The sequence below is a fragment of the Dyella solisilvae genome, from assembly GCF_003351225.1.
GTDB lineage: Bacteria > Pseudomonadota > Gammaproteobacteria > Xanthomonadales > Rhodanobacteraceae > Dyella > Dyella solisilvae.
The window spans coordinates 351,529-370,704 of sequence record NZ_QQSY01000003.1 but is presented as its reverse complement, the minus strand read 5'-3'; the positions used below and the strand labels follow the sequence as shown (position 1 = coordinate 370,704).

The following is a 19,176-nucleotide window of genomic DNA, read 5'->3' as shown; positions in this document are numbered from 1 at the left end:
ACCTTCCCGTAAGCATCACCGTTGTGACGGCGCCGCCGTCACGCCGCGGCGCATGGCGCGCCGATTGCACCGCTGGAACCGTCCCATGCTTGGCCTCGTCCGCATTGCCCTGTCGCGACCGCTCACGTTCATCGTGCTGGCGGTGCTCATCCTGATTGCCGGCCCGCTGGCGGCGCTGCGCACGCCCACCGACATCTTCCCGAACATCGGCATCCCGGTGATCAGCGTGGTGTGGACCTACAACGGCCTGCCGCCCGACCAGATGTCCGGCCGCGTCGTGTACTACTACGAGCGCCAGCTCAGCACCTCGGTCAACAACATCGAGCACATCGAGTCGCAGTCGCTGCCGGGCATGGGCATCGTGAAGATCTTCTTCCAGCCCGGCGTGGACATCCGCACCGCCACCGCGCAGGTCACCTCGATCTCGCAGACCGTGCTCAAGCAGATGCCGCCAGGCATCACGCCGCCGCTGATCCTCAACTACAACGCCTCGACCGTGCCGATCCTGCAGATGGCGCTGTCGAGCAAGGAGCTGTCGGAGTCGAAAATCCTCGACCTGGGCCTGAACATCATGCGGCCCATGCTGACCTCCGTGCCCGGCGTCGCCGTGCCGACACCGTACGGCGGCGCCGCGCGCCAGGTGACGCTGGATCTCGACCCGCGCGCCCTTGCCGCCAACGGGCTGTCCGCGCAGGACGTCAGCAACGCCCTGGCCGCACAGAACCAGATCATTCCGGTCGGCACCGCCAAGATCGGTACCTACGAGTACCACGTCCAGCTCAACAACAGCCCCGACGCCATTGCCGAACTGAACCAGCTGCCGGTGAAGACGGTGCGCGGCGCCACCATCACCCTCGGTGACGTGGCGCATGTGCGCGACGGCGCCGCGCCGCAAACCAACATCGTGCGCGTGGATGGCCATCGCGCCGTGCTGATGCCGGAGCTGAAGGTCGGCGACGCCTCCACGCTCGCCGTGGTCTCGGGCATCAAGAACCTGATGCCGCTGGTGAAGGAATCCGTGCCCGATACGCTCAAGGTTTCGCTGCTGAGCGACCAGTCGACCTTCGTGAAGGGCGCGATCTCTTCAGTGGCGCGCGAAGGCATCATCGCGGCCCTGCTCACCTCGGTGATGATCCTGGTGTTCCTGGGCAGCTGGCGTTCCACCGTGATCATTGCGGTGTCGATCCCGCTGGCGATCCTGTCGGCCATCGCCCTGCTTTCGGCCACCGGCCAGACGCTCAACGTGATGACGCTGGGCGGCCTCGCGCTGGCGGTCGGCATCCTGGTGGACGACGCCACGGTGACCATCGAAAACATCAACTGGCACCTGGAACAGGGCAAGGACGTCATCACCGCCATCATGGATGGCGCCAAGCAGATCGTGACCCCGGCCTTCGTGTCGCTGCTGTGCATCTGCATCGTGTTCGTGCCGATGTTCATGCTCAACGGCATCGCGGGCTTCCTGTTCCGCCCGATGGCGCTGGCGGTGATCTTCGCCATGGTGTCCTCGTTCGTCCTGTCGCGCACCCTGGTGCCGACCATGGCGATGTACCTGCTCAAGCCCCACCACACCGAGACGGGCGAAGGCGACCATCCGGAAGATGCGTACATCAACCACCACGAGGGCGACCAGCCGTTGCCGCGCAAGCGCAGCGCGTTGCTTGGCGCCATGGTGAGGTTCCAGCAGCGCTTCGAGCATCGGTTCTCGCAGGTGCGCGACGTCTACCACGCCACGCTGACCGTCGCGCTCAACCACCGCCGCAAGTTCGTGATCGGTTTCCTCGCTTTCGTGCTGGCGTCCTTCGCGCTGGTGCCGTTCCTCGGGCGTGACTTCTTTCCCGACGTGGACGCTGGCGCGATCGCGCTGCACGTACGCGCCCCGATGGGCACGCGCGTGGAGGAAACGGCGGCGGAGTTCGACCACATCGAGGCGGCCATCCGCAAGGTTGTGCCACCGGATGAGCTGGACACCGTCATCGACAACATCGGCCTGCCGCTGTCGGGCGTGAACATGGTCTACAACGCAAGCGGCACCATCGGCCCGCAGGATGGCGACATCCAGGTGGAGCTGAAGGAAGGCCACGCGCCCACGGCGGACTACGTGAAGAAGCTGCGCGCGCTGCTGCCCCGCGAATTTCCGGGCACCCAGTTCGCCTTCCTGCCCGCCGACATGAGCTCGCAGATCCTCAACTTCGGCTCGCCGGCGCCGCTGGACGTGACCATCAGCGGCCGTGACCTCAAGGCGAACGAAGACTACGCCACGCAGATCATGAAGCGCCTGCGCGAAGTGCCAGGCATCGCCGACGTTCGCCTGCAGCAGAGCACCAGCTACCCGCAGCTCAATGTCACCGTGAACCGCACGCGTGCCGACGAGCTGGGCGTGACCGAGCGCGACGTCACCAACAGCATGGTGGCCTCGCTGGCCGGCAGCTCGCAGGTGGCGCCCACCTTCTGGCTGAATCCGAAGAACGGCGTGTCCTATCCGATCGTGGCGGCGACGCCGCAATACAAGATGGACAGCATGGCCGACATCGCCAGCCTGCCGGTGACGCCTGCCGGCAAGGGCGCCAGCCAGGTGCTCGGTGGCCTGGCCTCCTTCACCCGCGTGCCCAGCGCCGCGGTGGTCTCGCACTACAACATCATGCCCTCGTTCGACATCTACGCTTCGGTGCAGGATCGCGACCTGGGCGCTGTCGCCAGCGACGTGCAGAAGGTGCTCAACGATTTCGCCAAGACGCGTCCGCGCGGCACCCTGGTGGCCCTGCATGGCCAGGTCGGCACCATGAACGAGGCCTTTGGCGGCCTGCTGTTCGGCCTGGCCGGCGCGATCGTGCTGATCTACCTGCTGATCGTGGTGAACTTCCAGTCGTGGCTGGATCCGTTCGTGATCATCACCGCACTGCCTGCAGCGCTGGCCGGCATCGTGTGGATGCTGTTCCTCACGCACACCACGCTGTCGGTCCCCGCGCTCACCGGCGCCATCATGTGCATGGGCGTGGCCACCGCCAACTCGATCCTGGTGGTGAGCTTCTGCCGCGAGCGCCTGGCCGAGCATGGCGACGCGATGAAGGCGGCGCTCGAGGCCGGCTTCACCCGCTTCCGCCCGGTCTGCATGACCGCGCTGGCGATGATCATCGGCATGCTGCCGATGGCGCTGAGCCAGGAACAGAACTCGCCGCTGGGCCGCGCCGTGATCGGCGGCCTGCTGTTCGCCACTTTCGCCACCCTGCTGTTCGTGCCGGTGATCTTCAGCATTGTGCACGGCCGCGAGCAGGCGCCAGCCCCTTCCGAATCCCTGCTTGGAGAACCCGTCCATGTCGCATGACGCCCACCCCACTACGCCAGTGCGCCCGCCGAATCTCGGCCGGGTGGTGCGGCTGGGGCTCGCGGTGGCTGTGTTCGCCGTCATCGCCGGCATCTCGGTACGCGCCTACGACTACCACAGCGCGGTGAAGTGGACCGACGCGCAAATGGTTCCCAGCGTGCAGGTGGTGACGCCGGAGAACGGCGCGGACCAGCAGGCCATGACCCTGCCCGGCCATCTGGATGCCTGGATCAGCGCGCCCATCCACGCGCGCGTCAGCGGCTACCTGAAGAGCTGGAGTCGCGACATCGGCAGCCAGGTCAACGCCGGCGAATCGCTGGCGGAAATCGACACACCCGAACTCGACCAGCAGTTCGAACAGGCCAAGGCTGACCTCGCGCGCGCCAGGGCCACGGCCAAGCTCGCCACGCTCACCGACAAGCGCTGGAAGAACCTGCTCGCCTCCAATTCGGTATCCAAGCAGGAAGCCGACGAGAAGGCTGGCGAAGCCGAAGCCGCGCAGGCCAACGTGCTCTCCGCACAGGCCAACGTGGATCGCATCGCGGCGCTGGAAGCGTTCAAGCACGTCACTGCGCCGTTCGCCGGCACGGTGACCGCACGCAACACCGACATCGGCGACCTGATCAGCGCCAACAGCGAAAGCGGCCAGCCGCTGTTCACCGTCTCCGACACCAGCCGCATGCGCCTGTACGTGCAAGTGCCGCAGGGTTATGCCGACGCGATCCGTGCCGGCATGAGCGTGAAGCTGGACGTGCCCGACCATCCGGGCGAGCAGTTCGCCGGTCACCTGATCGGCAACTCCGGCGCGGTGAACCAGGCTTCGGGCGCGCTGCTGGCGCAGTTCGAAGTGGACAATCCCAAGGGCGAACTGCTGCCGGGCGCTTATGCCGAGGTGCACCTGCCGATGGCGGCCAACAGCCACACCATGACGGTGCCTTCCACCGTGCTGATCTTCCGCGCGCAGGGGCCGCAGGTGGCCGTGCTCGGCGCCGACGGTCGGGTCGAGCTGCGCAACGTGCACATCGCGCGCGATCTCGGCGACCACCTGCAGGTCGACCAGGGCATCCAGCCCGGCGATCGCATCATCAATCACCCGCCCGATTCCCTGGCGCGCGGCGACCGCGTGCAGGTGGCCACGTCCACCGAAGCCCCTGCCGGCCAGGCGAAGAAGGAGTAGCCCCATGACGCGCCCGCTCTCGATGCTGCGCCGACTGCTGCCGCTTGCCGCGGTCGCGGTGCTGCCGGCCTGTTCACTGGCCCCCGCCTACCAGAAGCCCGATGTTGGTCCCTTGCCGACGGCCTACGCGGGACAGACCTCCGAAGGCCTGTGGTCGCCGGCGCATCCGGCCGACACGGCCACGCGCGGCCCCTGGTGGTCGGTGTATGGCGACGACCAGCTGGATCACCTGGAACAGCAGCTCGACAACAACAATCCCTCGCTGTCCGTCGCGCTGGCCCGCTATGACGCGGCGCGCGCCATCGTCGGCGAGCTGCGCTCGGACATGTATCCGCAGCTCGGCGTGGGCGCCAGCGCAACTCGCAACCGCCAGTCCGACAATCGTCCGTTGCGCGGCAGCAACCAGCCCAACGAATACAGCGCCAACACGCTGGGTTTCGGCGCGAGCTATGAGCTGGACCTGTGGGGCCGCGTACGCAATGAAGTCGCTGCCGGCAAGGCCGAAGCGACGGCTGCGGCTGGCGACCTCGCCTCGGTGAAGCTCAGCCTGGAAGCGCAGCTGGCCGATCTCTACGTGCGCCTGCGCGGTTTCGATGTGCAGGACCGCATCCTCAAGGACACGCTGGACGCCTATCAGCAGGGCCTCGCCCTCACCCAGCGCCGCTTCGAAGGCGGCATCGCTTCCGGCCTGGATGTGTCGCGCGCCAAGACCCAGCTTGCCGACGCCGAGGCCCAGGTTTCCGAAGTGGAGGGCCAACGCGCGCTGACCGAGCACGCCATCGCCAGCCTGGTCGGCGTACCGGCGAGCAACTTCTCGCTGCCGCCGGGTGGCGCGGCGCTCAGCGTGCCGGCGATCCCGCTGGGCGTGCCGTCGCTGCTGCTCGAACGTCGTCCCGACATCGCCGCCGCCGAGCGGCGCATGTTTGCGGCGAATGCGGAGATCGGCGTGGCGCGCGCGGCGTTCTTTCCGCGCCTGAGCCTGTCCGCCGCGTTCGGCTGGCAGGACACCGGCATGGGCAGCCTGCTCAGCGCCGGCAACCGCTACTGGGCGCTTGGGCCTGAGCTGGCGATGTCGCTGTTCGACGGCGGCCTGCGCCACGCCAAGGTGCAGGCCGCGCAGGCGAACCTGGATGCAGCCGCCGGCCAATACCGGGAAGTGGTGCTCGGCGCGTTCCAGCAGGTGGAAGACAACCTCACCCTGCTGCAACAACTGGGCAAGGAAGCGAAGCAGCAGGACGAAGCCGCCAGCTCTGCCCGCGATTCGCAGACCATCGCCACCAACCGCTATCGCGAAGGCGCGGTGAACTATCTCGACGTGGTCACCGCACAGACGGCCACCCTGCAGGCCGAGCGCAGCGCCGAGCTGGTGCGTACCCGTCGCCTGCAGGCGAGCGTTGACCTGATCCGCGCGCTGGGCGGTGGTTGGGATGCCGCCCAGCTGCCGGCCGCCGACATGGCGGCGACCGGCAGCATGTCCCGGGCCCGCTGACGCGACGCTTCCTACTTCGTCACGCCCGCCCGGGGTCTGGGGAAGCCTGTCCGTCCGGAGGGAAGGGAGGCGAATCGAACAGGCTTCCAAACACGGGTCGGCGCCTGGCCGCCCGCCGACTGTCTTCGATGCGCGGGTGGCGCTGCCGCCACTCCAATAGCAGCTCGCCACTGCGCGATGAGACCATGCGTCTTCATCCGCGCAACCGTTCCAGACAGATCAGATCGACGTAACTCCGCCGACCCGTCGCCAGCTGCAGACGCGTGATCGACAGCACGCGAACGACGTGCGCATCAGCCAACGCGCGACGATGCAGAGAGGGACGCAAAGCTGCGACCACATGCGCGCATATAAATTGTGCCCGCCAGTCGGCGCCGGAGCTGGCCACGTCCACGGCCAACACGATGCTCGCCACTGTCTTGTTGGCCACACCAACCCTTACCAAGCGCATCTACGCGCCAGCGGCACGCAGCGAGGCACACCGCACGCGGTGAACGGCGAAGACGCGAGGCCTCGCCAGGAAACGATGGAAATCCGGCACGCACCACCCGTGTGTGCGATGGCGCATGCGTGCCGGCCTCGATCGGGGCCGGGTGGCGTTTGGCCATCCATCTCGCGCACTCAGCACCCTGCAAAAACAGAAACGGCGGGCCTAGGCCCGCCGTCTCTCCATCCTTGGGTCGAACTCCCTTGCGATAGCCGTACCGTACCGCCGATTAGAACGGGTAGTAACGGAAGGAGGTGAAGAACATGTCTTCCTTGGCCTTCGGCGAGAACGAGCCGTTGGTCAGCACGCCGTTGACATAACCCTGGCCGGCGAACGCTTCCTTCTCGGTGTGCGAGTACTGGGCGCCGAACTGCATCTTGCCGAACTTGCCCTGGTAGAACTTCCACCAGAAGCCGGCGGTGCCCTGCCAGATGTCCTTCGGGTTGCCCACGCAGGTGGCCGCAGCAGCGCCGGCGGTGTCGCAGCCGCTGTTGTTGTAGGCCGGGTTGCCGTAGCCGAGGGCGACGGTGCCGTACTGGAAGTCCTTCTTGGAAGCCGACTCGCGGCCGCCGAACAGGTAGACGTCGACGTCGGAGTTGGCGTGCCAGGTCAGGCCGGTCAGGAACATGTTCTCCTTGATCGGAGCCAGGTTGCCGTTCGGGCTGAAGGTCACGTCAGAGAACTGGGCGCTGCCGTAACGGCCGATGCCCTTGCCTTCCATGCCGGACAGCTGCCAGTCGAGGGTCTTCTCGATGAGCGGTAGGACGGCGCCGAAGCCCCAGCCACCGCCGTAGGTGTCGTGGTTCTGGTACGAACCGTTGACGGCGTAGCGGTTGTAGAAGGCGCGGCCAAGACCGAACAGTTCGTAGTGACCGTAACCCGGGTCAGCCGCGAACTTCACGACCACGTCGGGGATGTGGTTGAGCGACAGCGTGTTGGCCGAGTCGAAGCCCGAGCCAGCACCGATGTTGTAGGCGGTCTGCTGCACCGGAGCCTTGGCCTGGTTCGGGCTGGTGTAGAAGGTGGTCTGCGGGTTCTCGATCGAGATACCCAGCCAGTACTTCTTGTCCCAATCCTTGACCAGGCGGATCTGCGCCTGACGTGCCCAGGTGAAGCCCGGGATGTACTGTGCGTCGATCTGCGGCGGGGTCAGCTCGGTGCGCGGGGTGATGCCCTTGGCGTTGAGCGTGAGCAGCGACCAGTTCTGGCCGGCCAGCAGGTGCAGGCCCGAGTTGTCCCAGTCGGAGGTCAGGTAGACGTTACGCATGCGCGGGTTGAACGAGTTGGACTCGTTCGAGTTCGCGGTCTGGGCGCCGCCCAGGAAGTCCATTTCGATGTAGCCAGCCAGATGGGTGTCCGGGCTCACGTCACCCTGGGCCAGGGCCGACAGGCGGCTCTGACGGGCGCTCATGCGGAATTCGTTCATGTGCGCGGTCTGCACATTGTTGTACGGGATCGCCTGGTAGTTCGAGGCGATATCCGCGCCCTGGTTGGCCGAACGGTAGATCGTTTCAGCTGCCAGGAAGCCGCCGAGCGTGATGTTCACGCCCTTGTAGGCGATCTTGTCGGAACCCTTCTTGACCTGCGCGTCGGTCGCGGCGACCTGCTTCTGCACCTGCTCCACGGCCTGGCCCTGGGAGACATTGATGTCAGACTGCGCGTCCGAGCGCTGCTCGAGTTCGTTCACCTTGGCCTGAAGGGCCTGCAACTGGGCCTTCAGCGCCTCGATCTCTGCGGCCTGAGCCGACTGGGTGGTGCTCTTGGACGACTGGGCAGGAGCCGGGTCGGCCATGACATGAAGGCTGGTAACGCCCAAACCGGCAGCAATCGCTACCGCGAGCAACTTGGAACGCATGGTTGTTCTCCGCATTTTGGTAGGAATCACCTGGACCGCCCCCTATCGATCTCCGGCCGTCCAAGCACGCTGCGCAGAATGGGCTCGCGCGTTTACCGTTATGTGCCCGTTATGTGACAGAACGAAGACATGCGTCCACGTACGTCCCCGAACCGACATCGGCCTCCAGCCCCCGTCCGGGCCGGGTCTCGACCGGCTTCCGACTGTTATGCTTATGAGATGGAGAACCTCTGCAACAGCATGGCCGGCCGCATGGCCGAGCGCTTTCGCGGCTTCCTGCCGGTGATCGTGGACGTGGAAACCGGCGGCTTCGATGCCGAACGCGACGCGCTGCTGGAGATTGCCGCCGTGGTCCTGCGCATGACGCCGGAAGGCTTCCTGCAGCCGATGCCGGCCGTCGCCGCCCACGTGGAGCCGTTCCCCGGCGCCAACATCGACCCGCGCGCGCTGGAGATCACCGGCATCGACCCGGACAATCCGCTGCGCGGCGCCCTGGACGAGCGCCTGGCGCTGGACCACGTATTCAAGCCCATCCGCGACGCCATGCGGGATATGGACTGCCAGCGCGCCATCCTGGTCGGCCACAATGCGGCCTTCGATCTGGGTTTCCTCAATGCCGCGGTGCGCCGCTGCAACCATAAGCGCAACCCGTTCCATCCCTTCAGCTGCTTCGACACCGCCACGCTTAGTGGCCTGGCCTTTGGCCAGACCGTGCTCAGCAAGGCCGTGCAGGCGGCCGGCATGTCGTTCGACACGCGCGAGGCGCATTCGGCGATCTACGATGCCGAGCGCACCGCCGAGCTCTTCTGCACCATCGTCAACCGGTGGCGTCAGCTCGAAACCTTCGAGCGCGAGCAGATTGGTGTTGAGTCAATGTGAAATGGCGCGACGGCCCGATGTCAGTTTTCGGGCCCGCCTTAATTCCTTTTTTATCAGCGCCATATGACAGTCCACCCGCGACTGTCATATCGCTGAAACATTGAACTCATTTCATTGCAACACGGCACGCATGAAATAACGGCGGGCGGGAATCCCCCGAGACCCTTACGCTTAAGGAGCCACCGTGTTGACCTCTACCAAATACCTGTCTCGCATCGGCGCGACGGCCGTGATCGCCGCGGCCTCGCTGTTCGGCATGTCCGCGCACGCCACCGACATCACCGGTGCGGGCTCGAGCTTCGTCTATCCGGTGCTCTCGAAGTGGTCTGCGGCTTACGCCGAGAAGACCGGGAACAAGCTCAACTACCAGTCCGTCGGTTCGGGCGCCGGCGTGGCGCAGATCAAGGAAGGCACCATCGACTTCGGCGCCACTGACGCGCCGGTGAAGGCGGAAGACCTCGCACAGTACGGCCTGGGCCAGTTCCCGGTCGTGGTGGGCGGCATCGTGCCGGTGGTCAACATCCCGGGCATCCAGGCCGGCCAGATCAAACTCGACGGCCCGACCCTCGCCGACATCTTCCTCGGCAAGATCACCCAGTGGAACGACCCGCGCATCGCCGCGATGAACGCCGGCGTGAACCTGCCGGCCAAGAAGATCACCGTCGTGCACCGCTCGGACGGTTCGGGCACCTCGTTCAACTTCACCAACTACCTGTCCAAGGTGAGCCCGGAGTGGGCGAGCAAGGTCAAGTACGGCACGGCCGTCGAGTGGCCGACCGGCGTGGGTGGCAAGGGCAATGAAGGCGTTTCGCAGTACGTCAAGCAGATCACCGGTTCGATCGGCTACGTCGAATACGCCTATGCGGTGAAGAACAAGATCAGCTGGGTGAACCTGAAGAATGCCGCCGGCAATGTCGTTGCTCCGAGCGCCGAGGCTTTCGCCGCCGCCGCCGCTACCGCCGACTGGGGCAGCGCCAAGGACTTCAACGTGATCATGACCAACGCCTCGGGCGCGCAGGCATGGCCGATCACCGCGACGACCTGGGTGGTGATGTACAAGAAGCCGAAGAACGCCGAGCACACCAAGGTCGCGTTCGACTTCTTCAAGTGGGCGCTGGAGAACGGCCAGAAGGACGCCGCCTCGCTCGACTACGTCGCCCTGCCCGACACGCTGGTCAAGAAGATCGAAGCCTACTGGGCTTCCGAGTACAAGCACTAAGACAAGCGTCTCGCCGGTCACGCAACCGCAACCGGCGAGCCTTAGCTTATTTGGCTTGACTGCACGACTACGGCCGCCCGATTAACCTCGGGCGGCCTGTTGTTGAAAGGCGCCGGTATTCGGCGCATCGTCCACCGACCGGGCAGGCCCTCGCGCCAACCGGGCCTGATTGCTGAGGAATCCTCTGCACATGCAAGCGAACGTAGGCGCCATTCCCGCCTCCACAGTGGCCCAGGAAGCACGTGCGCATCGCGATGCGCGGCACGATTATCTGTTCAGCTGGCTGCTCAAGGGCTGCGCCCTGCTGGTGCTGGCCTGCCTGCTCGGCGCCGCCGGCGCCACCTTGTGGGGCGGCCGCCATGCTTTCGGCACGTTTGGCTGGCACTTCCTGGTCAGTTCCACCTGGGACCCGGGCAGCGATACCTACGGCGCGCTCGTGCCGGTCTACGGCACCATCGCCACGTCGCTGATCGCCCTGCTGATCGCAGTGCCGGTGAGTTTCGGCATCGCCCTCTACCTTTCCGAAGTGGCCCCGCCGTGGCTGCGCACACCGGTGGCGTCGGCCATCGAACTGCTGGCCGGCATTCCGTCGATCATCTACGGCATGTGGGGTCTCTTCATCTTCGCCCCGTTCTTCGCCGACCACATCAAGCCGTGGCTGACCAACTACCTGGGCAACAAGCCCGACGACGGCAAGCTGTCGTGGGTGGCCCAGCACGTGCCGTTCGTCGGCAGCCTGTTTGGCAGTGATTACCCCTTTGGCGCCAGCATCCTCACCGCGGGCATCGTGCTGGCGGTGATGATCATTCCGTTCATCTCCTCGGTGATGCGCGAGGTGTTCCAGACCGTGCCCACGCGCCTGAAGGAATCGGCCTATGCGTTGGGCTCGAGCACCTGGGAAGTGGTTTGGGACATCGTGCTGCCCTATACCCGCTCGGCAGTGATCGGCGGCATCTTCTTAGGGCTAGGCCGCGCGCTCGGCGAGACCATGGCGGTGACCTTCGTGCTCGGCAACGCCATGACGTTGTCGCCGTCGATCCTCGATCCGGGCGCATCGATCGCCTCGACCATCGCCAACCAGTTCAGCGAGGCGGCAGGCCTGCAGAAGTCGACCCTGATGGCGCTGGCCTTCCTGCTGTTCGTGGTGACTTTCTTCGTGCTGCTGATTGCCCGCTGGATGCTACGCCAGCTGGCCCATAAGGAGGGTCGCTGATGGCCACCAACAGCTACCTCTACACGCACCGCCGCATCAAGAACATCGTGGCGCTGGCGATGAGTCTGTTCGCCACCCTGCTCGGCCTGCTGTTCCTGGCCTGGATCCTGTGGGAAACCCTGCGCCAGGGCATCGGCGCGCTGCACCCGCAGCTGTTCACCAAGATCACTGCCTACGGCGAGGACGGCGGCTTGCTCAACGCCATGGTGGGCAGCCTGATCGTCAACCTGATCGGCATCCTGATCGCCACGCCGATCGGCGTGCTGGCGGGCACCTGGCTGGCCGAGTACGCCAACGGCACCAGGCTGGGCGAGTCGATCCGCTTCCTCAACGACATCCTGTTGTCGGCGCCGTCGATCGTGCTTGGCCTGTTCGTGTACACCATCGTCGTGCTGCCGACCACGGCCCTGACCAGCGGCTCGACCACGTTCTCCGGCTGGGCCGGTGGCCTGGCGCTGGCGCTCATCGCGCTGCCGGTGATCGTGCGCACCTCGGACGAGATGCTGCGCCTGGTGCCCTCCACCCTGCGCGAGGCCGCGCTGTCGCTCGGCATTCCGCAGTGGAAGCTGACCATGCAGATCCTGGTCCGCGCCGCGCGCTCGGGCATCATCACCGGCGTGCTGCTGGCGCTGGCGCGCATCAGCGGCGAAACCGCGCCGCTGCTGTTCACCGCCTTCGGCAACAACTACCTGACCTTCAACCCGTCGGACAAGATGTCCAGCCTGCCCCAGGTGATCTACCAGTACGCCAACGATCCGGGCGAAGGCATGCACGCCATCGCCTGGGCCGGCGCGTTCGTGGTCACCATGTTCGTGCTGCTGCTGAGCCTCTCTTCCCGTCTGGTCCTTTCACGCAACAAGGTGTCCCATGACTGAGTCCGCCGCCGCCGGCATCCACCCGCAGTCCGCGGCCACCCCCTCGCCGATCGCGCCGACCAAGCTGAAGGTGCGTGACCTGCACTTCTACTACAACGGGTTCCATGCGCTGAAAGGCATCAACATGGACATCCCGGAGAAGAAGGTGACGGCCATCATCGGCCCCTCCGGTTGCGGCAAGTCCACCCTGCTTCGCATCTTCAACCGCATCTATGCGATCTACCCCAAGCTGGAAGCCAAGGGCGAGATCGTGCTGGACGGCGAGAACATCCTCGACACCAGCTATTCGATGAACCGCCTGCGCAGCAAGGTGGGCATGGTGTTCCAGAAGCCCGTGCCGTTCCCGATGACCATCTTCGAGAACGTCGCCTACGGCATCCGCCATCACGAGAAGCTCTCGCGCGCCGACATGGAGATCCGCGTGGAACAGGCGCTGCGCAGCGCCGCCCTGTGGGACGAAGTGAAGGACAAGCTCAAGCAGAGCGCGCTGGGCCTCTCCGGCGGCCAGCAGCAGCGCCTGTGCATTGCCCGCGGCATCGCGCTCAAGCCCGAGGTGCTGCTGCTCGACGAGCCGACCTCGGCGCTGGACCCGATCGCCACCGGCCGCATCGAGCAGCTGGTGGAAGAGCTCAAGAGCCAATACACCATCGTGATCGTAACCCACAACATGCAGCAGGCGGCCCGCTGTTCGGACCTCACCGCCTTCATGTACCTGGGCGAGCTGATCGAGTTCGACCGCACCGAGCAGATTTTCACCAAGCCCAACAAGAAGCAGACGGAAGACTACATCACCGGTCGCTTCGGCTAACTTTGTCCCCTCTCCCCTGTGGGGAGAGGGCTAGGGTGAGGGGCCACCCCGCGACACCCTTCCCTACCGGACGTCTACGGAACCTGACCATGAGCGGCAGCAGCAAAGAACACATCATCAAGAGCTACGACGACGAGCTGACCCGCCTGACCGGCGAAATCGTGCGCATGGGCGAGCTCGCCGTGAGCCAGCTGGAGGCGGCCATCGACGTGGTCGACCGCCGCGATGAACGCGCTGCCCAGCACGTGGTCAACAACGACGACGCCATCGACCAGCTTGAACAGGAAATCAGCCACGACGTGGTGCGCCTGCTGGCGCTGCGCGCCCCGATCGCCGGCGACCTGCGCAACGTGTTCGCCGCGCTGCGCATCGCGGCCGACATCGAGCGCATCGGCGACTACGCCGCCAACGTGGCCAAGCGCTCGATCCCGCTGTCGATGGTGGCCCCGATCGCCCCGACCAGCGGCCTGGGCTACCTGGCTGAGCTGGCCGCGCAGGAAGTGCGCGATGTGCTGATCGCCTACCGCGACCGCGACGCCGAGCGCGCCTACCAGGTATGGAAGGACGACGCCGAGCTGGATGAGGCCTATACCGGCTACTTCCGCCAGTTGCTCACCTACATGATGGAAGACCCGCGCAACATCACGCCGTGCACGCACCTGCTGTTCATGGCCAAGAACATCGAGCGCATCGGCGACCACGCCACCAACATCGCCGAGAGCATCTGGTACCAGGTCAACGGTGAGCCGCTCAACGCCCAGCGCGCCAAGCGCGACTTCACCTCCAACCCGGAGCTGACCAAGCTCGGTAACAAGCCGGATTGATGCTTCCGCCCCTCTCCCTTCGGGAGAGGGGTTGGGGCATTGTCACCTTTACGGTAGTGAGGGTACGGGCCTCGCGCAGCGCTCCTCATCGTCGCTCCGAGCGCACCCTCTTCTGCCTGCCGGCACCTTCTCCCGGAGGGAGAAGGGCTATTTCGTGGAGCGCTCCAATAGCCCCTCTTCCATGGGCGCCCGAAGGTAGTTCCTGTGGGAGAGAATGATTGGGGTGAGGGTGCAGCGCTTGCGCAACCATCACCATCGTTCTGTCGGCAACTAGTGCGCCCCGCCCGTGAGCTTCAAGCCCACCATGCCAATCACCACCAGCGCCACGCAGGCCAGCCGCAGCGGCGAGGCCGCATCGCCGAACAGCACGATGCCGAGCAGCACCGCGCCCACGGCGCCGATGCCGGTCCAGATCGCGTAGGCCGTACCAATCGGCAACGTTTTCACCGCCATCGCCAGCAGGATGATGCTGGCCAGCATTGCCGACACGGTGACCACGCTCGGCCACAAACGACTGAAGCCTTCGGTGTATTTGAGTCCCACCGCCCAGACCACTTCGAACAGGCCGGCGAGGGCAAGATAGATCCAGGGCATTAGACCGCTCCTCTGGAAAGAGCAGGGTCGTCCCCGCGTGACGCGTGCGTGCGGGGTCGTCCCCGCAGACCGGCCCCGTTGCGGGGCCGGTGAAATCATTCTACAGAGGTGAGCTGAACGCTCCTCAGGAGCCGTACACGCGACGCATCTTCGCCGAATGCAGGATGCCGTACACGCCGATGCCAATCCACGCCAGCTGCATCAGGAGTGCGGGCCAGTTCAACGGGGATGCGCCAAAAATCAGCGACACGGCCACGCCGACCGCACCGAGCACGTTCATCAGCTGATAGATCAGGCCGTTGCCGCGCAGTTTGCGGGTCTGCAACCCCAGGAAGGCCAGCAATACCAAAGCGACGCCGATGTAGCCTGCCCAGTCGTGCCATAGGAACGTCATCGCTTTTCACTCCTTTGCCGCAAGGCCTCGAACAACACCACGCCGGTGGCGACGGAGACGTTGAGGCTCTCCATCACGCCCGGCATCGGGATCTTCGCTACGAAATCGCATGTTTCGCGGGTGAGGCGACGCATACCCTCGCCCTCGCTGCCCAGCACCAGCGCCACGGGACCGCGCATGTCGATGCTGTACACGCTGGTCTCGGTGTCGCCGGCCAGGCCGGTGATCCATACCCCTGCATCCTTCAGCGTGCGCAGCGCGCGCGCCAGGTTGGTGGCGGCGATCAGCGGCACGCGATCCGCGCCCCCCGCCGACGCGCGGCGCACCACCGGGGTGAGGCCGACAGCGCGGTCCTTGGGCACGATCACCATGGTGGCGTTGGCCGCCGCGGCGCTGCGCAGGCAGGCGCCGAGGTTGTGCGGGTCGGTGACGCCGTCGAGCACCACCACCAGCGCCTCCTGGCCGGCCGCTTCCAGCAGCCGCTCGATGTCGTTCTCGCTGCCCATCGGCGGCGCCTCGTAGCGCGCCACCACGCCCTGATGACGCGCTTCGCCGGCAAGGCGGTCGAGTTGCTCGCGCGGACGATGGTGCACCGGGATATTCAGCGCCTTGGCGCGCGTGGCCAATTCCTGCACACGCGCATTGCGCTGCCCCTGCTCCACCAGCAGCTCGCGCACGCGCGCGGCGTCATTGCTCAGCGCGCCCTCGACCGGGTTGATCCCGACGATCCAACTCTCGCTCATCGTTTGCCTTTCTTTTTGCCGGCCTTGCGGGCCTTGGAGGTTGCCTTGGTCGCGGCGTCCTTCACCGCCTTGAATTTGCCCTTGGCCGCCGACGTCACCTTGGCTAGCACGCCCTTGCCAGCGGCAGTCTTGCCAGCAGGCTTGGGCGTCGACTTGCCGCTTGCAGGAGGCAAGGGCGGCAGCACGGGGCGCGCATTATCGCGCGCCGCGGGGCGCTCCGTCGCTTTTCGTCCCTGCGGCAGCGAATAGCGCTCACCGGCGGAGGCGTAGTCGTAGCGACGCTCCGTGGTCGGCGGCGGCACGCTCTTCTCCTTGCGTGGCGACACGAGCCGGAAGTCGATCTTGCGATCCTCCAGCGAAGCGCGCAGCACCTGCACGCGCACGTGATCGCCCAACCGGAACTGGGCGCCGGAACGTTCGCCCTTGAGCAGGTGGCGCACCGGATCGAAGTGGTAGTAGTCATTGGACAACTGGCTGATGTGAACCAGGCCCGAGACCTTGGACTCCTCCAGCTCCACGAACAGGCCGAACGAGGTGACGCCGGTGACGGTGCCCTCGAACTCGCTGCCCACGTGCTTGGACATCCAGGCGCACTTGAAGCGCTCGTCGACGTCGCGCTCGGCCTCTTCGGCGCGGCGCTCGCGCTGCGAGCAGTGGATCGCCATCGCCCCCATCTCCGTGGGGCTGTAGCTGTAGCCGGATGGCTTGCCGCCACCGATCGCATAGCGGATCGCTCGATGCACCAGCAGGTCCGGGTAGCGACGAATCGGCGAGGTGAAGTGCGCATAGGCCGCCAGCGCCAGGCCGAAATGGCCGCGGTTGTCCGGCTGATAGGCGGCCATGCTCTGCGCGCGCAGCAACACCGACTGGATCAGCTCGCGCTCGGGTCGGTCGTGCACCAGGCGCAGGATGTCGGCGAAGTCGGCGGGCGTCACGTCCTCCACCGGCGGCATGCGTAATTTGAACTCGCGCAGGAACTGCTGCAGGTCCTCGTACTTCTCCGCCGGCGGCGGCTCGTGCGCGCGGAACAGCGCGGGGATCTTCTTCTTTTCCAGGAACAGCGCCGCCTGCACGTTGGCGGCGATCATGCATTCCTCGATCAACTTGTGCGCATCGTTGCGCTCGGTGGCGCCCATGGCTTCGACTTCGCCACGCTGGTCCAGGCGGAACTTCACCTCGGGCGTCTCGAAGTCGATCGCGCCACGCTGCTTGCGCTGCGCCGCCATCAGCTTAAACAGCCCATGCAGGTGCTCGATCTGCGGCATCACGTCGGCCAGCTCGTGGCGTGCATCCGCATCGTTGAGGCCAATGGCCTGCCACACACGGTCGTAGGTGAGCCGCGCGTGCGAGCGCATCACCGCGTCATAGAACTTCGAGCGCACCACCGCGCCCTCGGCGTCGACCACCATGTCGCACACCATGCACAGGCGTTCGACCTTCGGATTCAGCGAGCAGATACCGTTGGACAGCGTCTCCGGCAGCATCGGCACCACGAAACCGGGGAAATAGGTCGAGGTGCTGCGCTCGTAGGCTTCGCGATCCAGCGCCGAACCCACCTTCACGTAGTGCGACACGTCGGCGATCGCCACCACCAGCCGGTAGCCGCCGCCTCGCCGGGGTTCGGCATAGACGGCATCGTCGAAGTCACGGGCGTCGGCGCCATCGATGGTCACCAGCGGCAGCGAGCGCAGGTCCACCCTGCCCTCGTGCTCGGTCGCGGTCACCTGCGGTTCGACCTGCGCGGCTTCGCGAGTCACCGCGTCCGGCCAGTCGTGCGGCAGGTCGTGGCTGGCGATCGCCATCTCCACCAGCAGCGAGGGCTGCAGGCGCTCACCCAGCACCGCGCGGATCGCGCCCAGCGGGCCACGATGCGGGGTCGGCGGCTCGGTGATCTCGGCGACCACGATCTGGCCGGAGCGCGCTCCCATGTCCTGACCCGGCTGGATCATCACGTCCTGGTGCAGGCGGCGGTCGTCCGGCGCCACCAGCATCACGCCGTTCTCCAGCACCACGCGTCCCACCAGTCGCGGAGAACGGCGCTGCAGCACTTCGACAATGGCGCCCTGCTTGCGGCCGCGCCGGTCGATGCCGACCACGCTGGCCAGCACGCGGTCGCCATGCAGCACCGAGCGCATCTGCTGCGGCGACAGGTAGAGGTCGTCGCTACCGTCGTCGGGACGCAGGAAGCCGTAGCCCTCGGCGTTCGCCAGCACCAGGCCGGGGATCAGGTCGAGCTTGTTCGCGGGCGCATAGCCGGCGCGACGCCCCAGCAGCAGCTGGCCGTCGCGCACCATCGCGCCCAGGCGCTTGCGCAGGGCATTGAGCTCGTATTCGTCGTTAAGCGACAGCGCCTCGGCGATGCGCGCCTCGGTCAGCAGTTCGCCGCGCTGCTCGAGCAACGCAAGAATGGCTTCGCGGCTGGGGATGGGCCGCTCGTAACGCTGGGCCTCACGCTCCGCATGCGGATCGTCCACCTGTCCGACCCGGCCAAGCGACGGATCGATCGCTGAACGACGGACGCGCGCTGCGCCCTTTCCCGACCTTGCCGGAGGCGCGGATTTGGCGTCCTGCCTGCCTTTTCGAGGTTCTTTTTTTCTGGTCACTTCCTTGCCTTTTGTCGCGTGGGGACCACGAACGCCGCGGTCCGAAAAAAATTTAGTGAAAGAATAGTTGACAACTCAACGACACATGCCTAATCTACGCGGCTCACGCAGACCACTTAGCGAAGCGTGACACCTGCCCAGGTGGCGGAATTGGTAGACGCACTAGTTTCAGGTACTAGCGGGTAAAACCGTGGAGGTTCGAGTCCTCTCCTGGGCACCAATTATAGAAGAAGCCCGCAGCGATGCGGGCTTTTTCGTTTCTGCGATCCTCCGCTTCGCACTGTTGCCGAGCGAGCGTCGAACGCCCGGCTTACCCCATCACGCGCAAAGCACGCACGCCTCCGGCCAGCGAATGCACGTGCTGCCATCCTTCGGCGCGCAACAGCCGCGCAGCATGCGCACTGCGCCGGCCACTGGCGCACACCAGCAGCAGCGGGCCCGCGCCCAGTTCGTTGGCGCGCTCGACGATCTGCGTGGAAGGAATCTGCCGCCACGCCTCCACGCCCAGCGGCTCCGCAGCAATCTCCTCGGCATCACGCAGATCAACCAGTTGGAACCCGGCGGCCAGCGCACCTTCCAGATTGCCGAAGGCCAAGTCGATCTCCGCCTCCTGTCGCGCCTTCGCCAACGCCTGTCGCGCCACGCTCACGCAGCCACCATGCAAAGCGCAGCCCTGCGTTGCGTCGATGGG

The 19,176-nt window shown here is 65.9% G+C and carries 16 protein-coding genes and 1 tRNA gene; 10 read left to right on the top strand and 7 right to left on the bottom strand.

Annotated elements, in window-relative coordinates; all coding sequences use genetic code 11:
* Positions 1–85 precede the first annotated feature (85 nt).
* The 3 genes from DVT68_RS13790 to DVT68_RS13780 are packed head-to-tail and all read left to right on the top strand — an operon-like array spanning position 86 to position 5,991.
* Positions 86–3,325 (top strand): efflux RND transporter permease subunit, encoded by a 3,240-nt coding sequence (locus DVT68_RS13790; RefSeq protein ID WP_114825666.1) that lies wholly within the window; start codon positions 86–88, stop codon positions 3,323–3,325.
* Positions 3,315–4,502, top strand: coding sequence for an efflux RND transporter periplasmic adaptor subunit (locus DVT68_RS13785; RefSeq protein ID WP_114825665.1), 1,188 nt, complete (start codon positions 3,315–3,317; stop codon positions 4,500–4,502). Before DVT68_RS13790 ends, DVT68_RS13785 begins: the two co-directional genes overlap by 11 nt.
* A gap of 4 nt (positions 4,503–4,506) precedes the next feature.
* The gene (locus DVT68_RS13780; protein ID WP_199536065.1) at positions 4,507–5,991 is read left to right on the top strand and encodes an efflux transporter outer membrane subunit; all 1,485 of its coding nucleotides are present in this window, start codon (positions 4,507–4,509) and stop codon (positions 5,989–5,991) included.
* 193 nt (positions 5,992–6,184) lie between these two features.
* On the opposite strand, the gene DVT68_RS13775 is transcribed toward DVT68_RS13780, so the two are convergent.
* A complete protein-coding gene (locus tag DVT68_RS13775; RefSeq protein ID WP_114825664.1) occupies positions 6,185–6,442 on the bottom strand; it encodes a hypothetical protein in 258 nt (85 codons plus the stop codon).
* Positions 6,443–6,707: 265 nt separating this feature from the next.
* Complete coding sequence (locus tag DVT68_RS20725; protein WP_114825663.1) at positions 6,708–8,333, bottom strand: coiled-coil domain-containing protein; 1,626 nt, start codon at positions 8,331–8,333, stop codon at positions 6,708–6,710.
* A 219-nt stretch (positions 8,334–8,552) separates the two neighbouring features.
* On the opposite strand from DVT68_RS20725, the gene rnt reads away from it, so the two are divergent.
* The 6 genes from rnt (at position 8,553) to phoU (ending at position 14,151) form a co-directional block, all read left to right on the top strand.
* Entirely contained in the window at positions 8,553–9,212 is a 660-nt protein-coding gene (gene rnt / locus DVT68_RS13765; RefSeq protein WP_114825662.1) for a ribonuclease T, read from the top strand.
* Positions 9,213–9,399: 187 nt separating this feature from the next.
* Positions 9,400–10,431 carry a phosphate ABC transporter substrate-binding protein PstS gene (pstS, locus tag DVT68_RS13760; protein WP_114825851.1) on the top strand — a complete coding sequence of 344 codons (1,032 nt, stop codon included), beginning with the start codon at positions 9,400–9,402 and terminating at the stop codon, positions 10,429–10,431.
* Positions 10,432–10,621: 190 nt separating this feature from the next.
* Positions 10,622–11,644 carry a phosphate ABC transporter permease subunit PstC gene (gene pstC, locus DVT68_RS13755; RefSeq protein ID WP_114825661.1) on the top strand — a complete coding sequence of 341 codons (1,023 nt, stop codon included), beginning with the start codon at positions 10,622–10,624 and terminating at the stop codon, positions 11,642–11,644.
* Positions 11,644–12,519 carry a phosphate ABC transporter permease PstA gene (gene pstA / locus DVT68_RS13750; protein WP_114825660.1) on the top strand — a complete coding sequence of 292 codons (876 nt, stop codon included), beginning with the start codon at positions 11,644–11,646 and terminating at the stop codon, positions 12,517–12,519. The genes pstC and pstA overlap by 1 nt, the downstream gene beginning before the upstream one ends.
* Positions 12,512–13,327 (top strand): phosphate ABC transporter ATP-binding protein PstB, encoded by an 816-nt coding sequence (gene pstB, locus DVT68_RS13745; RefSeq protein ID WP_114825659.1) that lies wholly within the window; start codon positions 12,512–12,514, stop codon positions 13,325–13,327. The genes pstA and pstB overlap by 8 nt, the downstream gene beginning before the upstream one ends.
* Positions 13,328–13,416: 89 nt before the next feature.
* The gene (gene phoU, locus DVT68_RS13740; protein ID WP_114825658.1) at positions 13,417–14,151 is read left to right on the top strand and encodes a phosphate signaling complex protein PhoU; all 735 of its coding nucleotides are present in this window, start codon (positions 13,417–13,419) and stop codon (positions 14,149–14,151) included.
* 270 nt (positions 14,152–14,421) lie between these two features.
* On the opposite strand, the gene sugE is transcribed toward phoU, so the two are convergent.
* The 4 genes from sugE to rnr form a co-directional block, all read right to left on the bottom strand.
* Complete coding sequence (sugE, locus tag DVT68_RS13735; RefSeq protein ID WP_114825657.1) at positions 14,422–14,745, bottom strand: quaternary ammonium compound efflux SMR transporter SugE; 324 nt, start codon at positions 14,743–14,745, stop codon at positions 14,422–14,424.
* A gap of 124 nt (positions 14,746–14,869) precedes the next feature.
* Complete coding sequence (locus DVT68_RS13730; protein ID WP_114825656.1) at positions 14,870–15,139, bottom strand: CBU_0592 family membrane protein; 270 nt, start codon at positions 15,137–15,139, stop codon at positions 14,870–14,872.
* Positions 15,136–15,882 carry a 23S rRNA (guanosine(2251)-2'-O)-methyltransferase RlmB gene (gene rlmB / locus DVT68_RS13725; protein WP_114825655.1) on the bottom strand — a complete coding sequence of 249 codons (747 nt, stop codon included), beginning with the start codon at positions 15,880–15,882 and terminating at the stop codon, positions 15,136–15,138. The genes DVT68_RS13730 and rlmB overlap by 4 nt, the downstream gene beginning before the upstream one ends.
* A complete protein-coding gene (rnr, locus tag DVT68_RS13720; RefSeq protein WP_233523469.1) occupies positions 15,879–18,356 on the bottom strand; it encodes a ribonuclease R in 2,478 nt (825 codons plus the stop codon). The genes rlmB and rnr overlap by 4 nt, the downstream gene beginning before the upstream one ends.
* Positions 18,357–18,620: 264 nt before the next feature.
* Here rnr and DVT68_RS13715 point away from each other — a divergent pair.
* Positions 18,621–18,705, top strand: a tRNA-Leu gene (locus DVT68_RS13715).
* 90 nt (positions 18,706–18,795) lie between these two features.
* Here DVT68_RS13715 and DVT68_RS20840 read toward each other — a convergent pair.
* Entirely contained in the window at positions 18,796–19,128 is a 333-nt protein-coding gene (locus tag DVT68_RS20840) for a rhodanese-like domain-containing protein (protein WP_343126349.1), read from the bottom strand.
* Between the last annotated feature and the right edge of the window lie 48 nt (positions 19,129–19,176).

What these genes read in the sequence shown, in the direction of transcription:
- DVT68_RS20725 (WP_114825663.1), bottom strand. Translation starts at nt 8,333, where the DNA reads ATGCGTTCCAAGTTGCTCGCGGTAGCGATTGCTGCCGGTTTGGGCGTT.
- DVT68_RS13790 (WP_114825666.1), top strand. Translation starts at nt 86, where the DNA reads ATGCTTGGCCTCGTCCGCATTGCCCTGTCGCGACCGCTCACGTTCATC.
- sugE (WP_114825657.1), bottom strand. Translation starts at nt 14,745, where the DNA reads ATGCCCTGGATCTATCTTGCCCTCGCCGGCCTGTTCGAAGTGGTCTGG.
- pstC (WP_114825661.1), top strand. Translation starts at nt 10,622, where the DNA reads ATGCAAGCGAACGTAGGCGCCATTCCCGCCTCCACAGTGGCCCAGGAA.
- rnt (WP_114825662.1), top strand. Translation starts at nt 8,553, where the DNA reads ATGGAGAACCTCTGCAACAGCATGGCCGGCCGCATGGCCGAGCGCTTT.
- pstB (WP_114825659.1), top strand. Translation starts at nt 12,512, where the DNA reads ATGACTGAGTCCGCCGCCGCCGGCATCCACCCGCAGTCCGCGGCCACC.
- DVT68_RS13775 (WP_114825664.1), bottom strand. Translation starts at nt 6,442, where the DNA reads ATGCGCTTGGTAAGGGTTGGTGTGGCCAACAAGACAGTGGCGAGCATC.
- phoU (WP_114825658.1), top strand. Translation starts at nt 13,417, where the DNA reads ATGAGCGGCAGCAGCAAAGAACACATCATCAAGAGCTACGACGACGAG.
- DVT68_RS13780 (WP_199536065.1), top strand. Translation starts at nt 4,507, where the DNA reads ATGACGCGCCCGCTCTCGATGCTGCGCCGACTGCTGCCGCTTGCCGCG.
- pstA (WP_114825660.1), top strand. Translation starts at nt 11,644, where the DNA reads ATGGCCACCAACAGCTACCTCTACACGCACCGCCGCATCAAGAACATC.
- DVT68_RS13730 (WP_114825656.1), bottom strand. Translation starts at nt 15,139, where the DNA reads ATGACGTTCCTATGGCACGACTGGGCAGGCTACATCGGCGTCGCTTTG.
- rlmB (WP_114825655.1), bottom strand. Translation starts at nt 15,882, where the DNA reads ATGAGCGAGAGTTGGATCGTCGGGATCAACCCGGTCGAGGGCGCGCTG.
- DVT68_RS13785 (WP_114825665.1), top strand. Translation starts at nt 3,315, where the DNA reads ATGTCGCATGACGCCCACCCCACTACGCCAGTGCGCCCGCCGAATCTC.